General features: G+C 36.5%; 3 protein-coding genes and 1 pseudogene. 1 reads left to right on the top strand and 3 read right to left on the bottom strand.

Features of this window, described 5'->3' with window-relative positions:
* Positions 1-2,175, top strand: a 2,175-nt coding sequence (gene uvrA, locus EDM02_RS00040) for an excinuclease ABC subunit UvrA (RefSeq protein ID WP_123662079.1), incomplete at its 5' end; no start/stop codon positions are given.
* Positions 2,176-2,410: 235 nt separating this feature from the next.
* Here the strand turns inward: uvrA and EDM02_RS00045 are convergent.
* The 3 genes and pseudogenes from EDM02_RS00045 to EDM02_RS00055 form a co-directional block, all read right to left on the bottom strand.
* Positions 2,411-3,091, bottom strand: a complete 681-nt coding sequence (locus EDM02_RS00045) for a hypothetical protein (RefSeq protein WP_123662081.1) — start codon at positions 3,089-3,091, stop codon at positions 2,411-2,413.
* A gap of 76 nt (positions 3,092-3,167) precedes the next feature.
* Entirely contained in the window at positions 3,168-4,151 is a 984-nt protein-coding gene (locus tag EDM02_RS00050) for a coiled-coil domain-containing protein (protein WP_123662083.1), read from the bottom strand.
* A 66-nt stretch (positions 4,152-4,217) separates the two neighbouring features.
* Positions 4,218-4,780, bottom strand: a pseudogene (locus tag EDM02_RS00055) (hypothetical protein); the annotation flags it as partial.

Here is a 4,780-nt window from a genome sequence, read left to right on the forward strand (position 1 = left end):
ATAGATCGTATACAAAATGCGTTACAATTAGCTATAAAATATGGAAAAGGGACATTGATTATAGCAGATCCTGAGCAAAAAGATTATTATTTTTCTGAGTCCTTAATGGATGAAGAGACTGGATTAGCTTATGCTGAACCGGCGCCCAATCTTTTTTCTTTTAATACGCCCTATGGCGCATGTTCGACCTGTGATGGGCTCGGTGAGGTTACGCAGATAGAGGTAGCCGCCATTATTCCAGATCGTACCATTAGCATTAAAGATGGGGGCATTGTTCCATTGGGACCCTATAAAGAGTCACTCCTATTTAAAAAAATAGCAGCCCTATTAAAATTGTACAAATATAAAATTACCGATCCTATTGAAGCATTGCCTTCAGCTGTGCTGAATTTATTATTGTTTGGTAATATTACCCCTTATAAAACTAAGGTGATAGCAAACTTTTTAGAGCCCTTTGAGGGGATTATATCAACACTTATCAAACAACAAGGACGTGAAAATGCTCAAAAAAGTGTTGCAGAAGAGGGCTTTGAATATACAGCTATATGTCCAGATTGTGCAGGAACAAGGCTAAATAAAATAGCCACTTCTTTTAAGATTAACGACAAAAATATCGCTGAGTTGGTTACGATGGATCTAAAGGAACTTAAGCAATGGTTTGACCTATTACCAGCTACTTTAACAGGCAAAAAACAAACCATTGCGCATGAGATTATAAAAGAAATTTCCAAACGGCTGCAATTTTTAATGGATGTGGGACTAGATTATTTGCAGCTTAATAGAAGCCTCAAAACATTATCTGGGGGAGAAGCACAGCGCATTAGACTTGCTACCCAAATAGGCACACAATTGTTAGGTATACTGTATATTCTTGATGAACCAAGTATTGGTTTACACCAGCGCGATAATGGGCGTCTCATTGCTTCCTTACAAGCGCTTAGAGATATTGGCAATACGGTTTTGGTAGTAGAGCATAATAAGGAAATAATGTTAGCATCGGACTATTTGATAGAAATAGGCCCTAGAGCTGGCATGTATGGAGGGGAAGTGGTAGCAGCAGGTACTTTACCTGAATTTTTGGCACAATCTAGTATTACAGCTGATTTTTTAACCCATAAAAGAAGCTGTATGATACCAACCGATCGGAAAAAGGGGAATGGCAAATGTCTCACCATTACTGGATGTAGTGGAAATAATTTAAAAAATATAACTTTAACTTTTCCCTTGGGTGTGATGATTTGCGTAACGGGCGTCTCTGGAAGTGGAAAATCTTCATTAATACGTAAAACCCTCTTGCCTATTCTTAAAAAACATCTTTACAACAGTCGATCCATCTCGTTGGCCTATTCAGAAGCTTTTGGTTTAGAACATATTAATAAGGTTATAGAGGTTAGCCAGTCGCCTATAGGTAGAACCCCACGTTCTAACCCCAGTACTTATACGGGTATATTTACAGAAATACGTAACCTTTTTTCGATTTTGCCAGAAGCTAAAATTCGAGGCTACAAACCAGGTAGATTCTCTTTTAATCTGAAAGAAGGGCGATGTAATAGTTGTGAAGGAGCTGGCATTCAACGCATAGAAATGGGATTATTACCCGAAGTATATGTTACTTGTGATATATGCAAGGGTAAACGATACAGTCGCGAAACGTTAGAGATACAATACAAGGGGAAATCTATTGCGGATGTATTGGATATGACGGTATCCAATGCCATACCTTTTTTTGAAAACTATCCATCCATATTGGTTAAACTCTCTACCCTCGCCCAAGTAGGCTTGGGATATATTACGTTGGGACAGCATGCTACTACTTTATCTGGTGGGGAAGCACAGCGGGTCAAATTGGCTACGGAGTTAGCCAAAAAAAGTACGGGAGATACGCTTTACATCTTAGATGAGCCTAGTACTGGCCTCCATTTTCAAGATATTATAGATCTATTATCTGTATTAACAAGATTAGTAGAGCAGGGCAATACCATACTAGTTATAGAACACAATATGGATATTATAAAGGTTGCGGATTATATTATTGATATCGGGCCAGAAGGAGGGCATGAAGGAGGATATATAGTAGCTCAGGGTACTCCAGAAGCTGTTGCAGCCGTTCCGGAGAGCCATACCGGTTGTTTTTTAAAACAAGAACTTGAATGGTGCACTAGTCTTAGTGGGTAGCTGGTAAACAGGCATTAGCCAAAAAAAATCAAGCGCTGGTGAAACAAAGCTGTTGAAAATTTCAGGCTGCAAGCTAAAAATCAGAACTTGCCCTCTACGGTTACTCAATGGATTTGGGAAGCTGGCAAGGCGCGCGAGGGTGAAGTACACGCAGCATAGTACCCACTATGTGAGTACGCTGAAGGCGGATTTAATTGCCTTATGTGTATTTACATAATCTTTTAGAAAGATTCGCCTACTGCTGTAAAAATTGACTACACTTGTCAACTACATTATTGCACTGTTTAGTATATACCTCCTGAACTATATTATGTATTTTATCAAGCTTTTTTTTATGTGCTTGAATGTTTGGTACTATTGGTTCCAGCTCTTTATTTTTCTTACTAAGCTCTTCCTTCTTTTTTCTTATATTTAATATATGCCCCTCATTTTCTTCTTGATATCTGGTTTCATGCATTTCATGTGTTTTTATATCAGCTGCCAAATTTTTTTGTTCTTTTTGTAATCCTTCTATAGTAGAAACCTTTAGATTTATCTTTTGCTCTATAGTGTCTATACGTGTTTTATTTGTCTCGCGACTATTATTCAGGGTAAGTAATTTCTCTCTAAGAGCTATCTCCTCATTTATTTTTCTTTTTCTGTTTTCACTTTTCTGTGTTACCTCATACGTTCGCTTTACTTTTTCTTTATACAATGTTATTGTTGCGCTTTGTAAGCGCTCACTTAATTTTTCTTCAGTTTCTTTTTGCCTTTTATCAATTTCTTCTTCTTCCAATTCCAAAGTATTAAGCAGGTTAGATGAACTTCCCTCATCCATCATCTTATGTACACTACCTACCGTACTGCATCCCGTTACGGTTATCACAGCAACCAGAAAATGACATAACCCATGCATATTGTTATTTTTTTCTATCATAATCTTATATTATATTAATAATTACTAATAATCCTTATTTTGTGAACCAGTTATATTATCGCTAACGGACAATCCATTATTTTTTTGGGGTAGCCGGGTAACCCCCTTTCCCTCGTGGCTGCATACTATAGCGATTAGATGATTGAGAGGTGGAAGGGAAAGATTCTCTCCCATACATATTCCAATTCGAATACTGTCTAAAGTCTGCTTGTGTTGAAGTTGCAGCAGGTGGGGACCAGAATATCCGAGGGGGGAATTGCGGAATATGCATGAAATTATGCTGCGAAGCGTTTGCTTGTATTCCAGTTGCAGTAGTAGTTGGGTCCCAATATGGCACATTATTTACTTGTTGTGCAGGAGGGGCAACATGCAGTGCTGTGTTAGGAACACTATGAGGAACACTGAAAGTATTAGTCAAACACCTCCTTTTGAGCAAAGGCGCACCCTCTTCTGCTTTGAGACTTTCTAATTGCAATGTTTTACTCTTTATTTGCTCATCATATGTACTTTGCTCTGCCTCTATTTCAACTTTGTTTTTTTCTAGTTGCTCTAGGGCTGATTGCTGGTTTTTTAGCTCTTCTACAAGAGAATTCATATCTAATTTTAATTTTTTTAACTGCTCGCTATTTTTGCCCCTTTCTTCAGACGTATGCATATGTTTCGCCTTTAAAACTTGTATTTCCTGCTTTATTATCTCTATCTCATTTATTATTTTTTTTGCTTTTGAACAAGTAGCATTGAATTGATTTATTTGATGCTGTTGAACTTTTACGGACCGATTTTGTAGATCAATTATCGCTTCGTCCGTATCCGTAGGATTATTAGGATTATTAGGATTATTGCATAATAATAAACGTAATCTTTCCTTAATAGCAAATATTTCCTCGTCTTCCTCCTCTTCATTGGGTGCACTTTCTGTTTTGATTGTATTATTCAGACTTTCCGTGCCCGTGCCCGTGTTCATACCCAATGTGCTGCCTACCTTGTTGCAACCTATTGCAATGAAAACAGCAAAATAATATATAGGCGTATCCCATACTTTTTTTAGATTATGTTTCATACATTATGTATTTATTAGTTATGTATTTGATTTATATGCTTGCTATTTGTAATTACATGCATCCTCCTATAATTCCCTTTTTTGGAATAGAACATGCTCAAAAACAATTGTACAAAAGTAAAATAAATTTCTAATAAAACGCAAGCATGATATAGTTTTATCATACTGCGCAAAGCTATAGACCATTAAACAAAGCGTCATCACTACCATTAAAACACTAATCCGTCCAGGCTTCTTAAGCAAAATAGAATCTACTTCAAAACTGTTATCTTTAATAAATAAACTTAAATCCTGATTCAGTACCAGATTGTTCTTTATAATAAGAGTAATTCCATCTAATTGATTGGTTGCTAGAATAAAAAGCCCTTTACTTAAAGTAGCATATTCAATCTTTTCTTCATCTCGTAGTAAAACTGTATGGGCTTTGTATGTAACTTTGTCTGGTTTATCATCTTTTTTAGGACGTCCTTTTCTTAGATAAGTTGGTATAGTGGCAGCAGTATAGCTAATCTTATGATAGTGTAATTTTTTATTTATTTGCAAGATTTCCTTATCAAGATCTTTCAGACAGCCAAATAACTGATTACCCAAATGCCATAAATAGTAGTTTAGTGGTTTCATTAGCTTCC

The organism is Candidatus Cardinium hertigii (assembly GCF_003788695.1).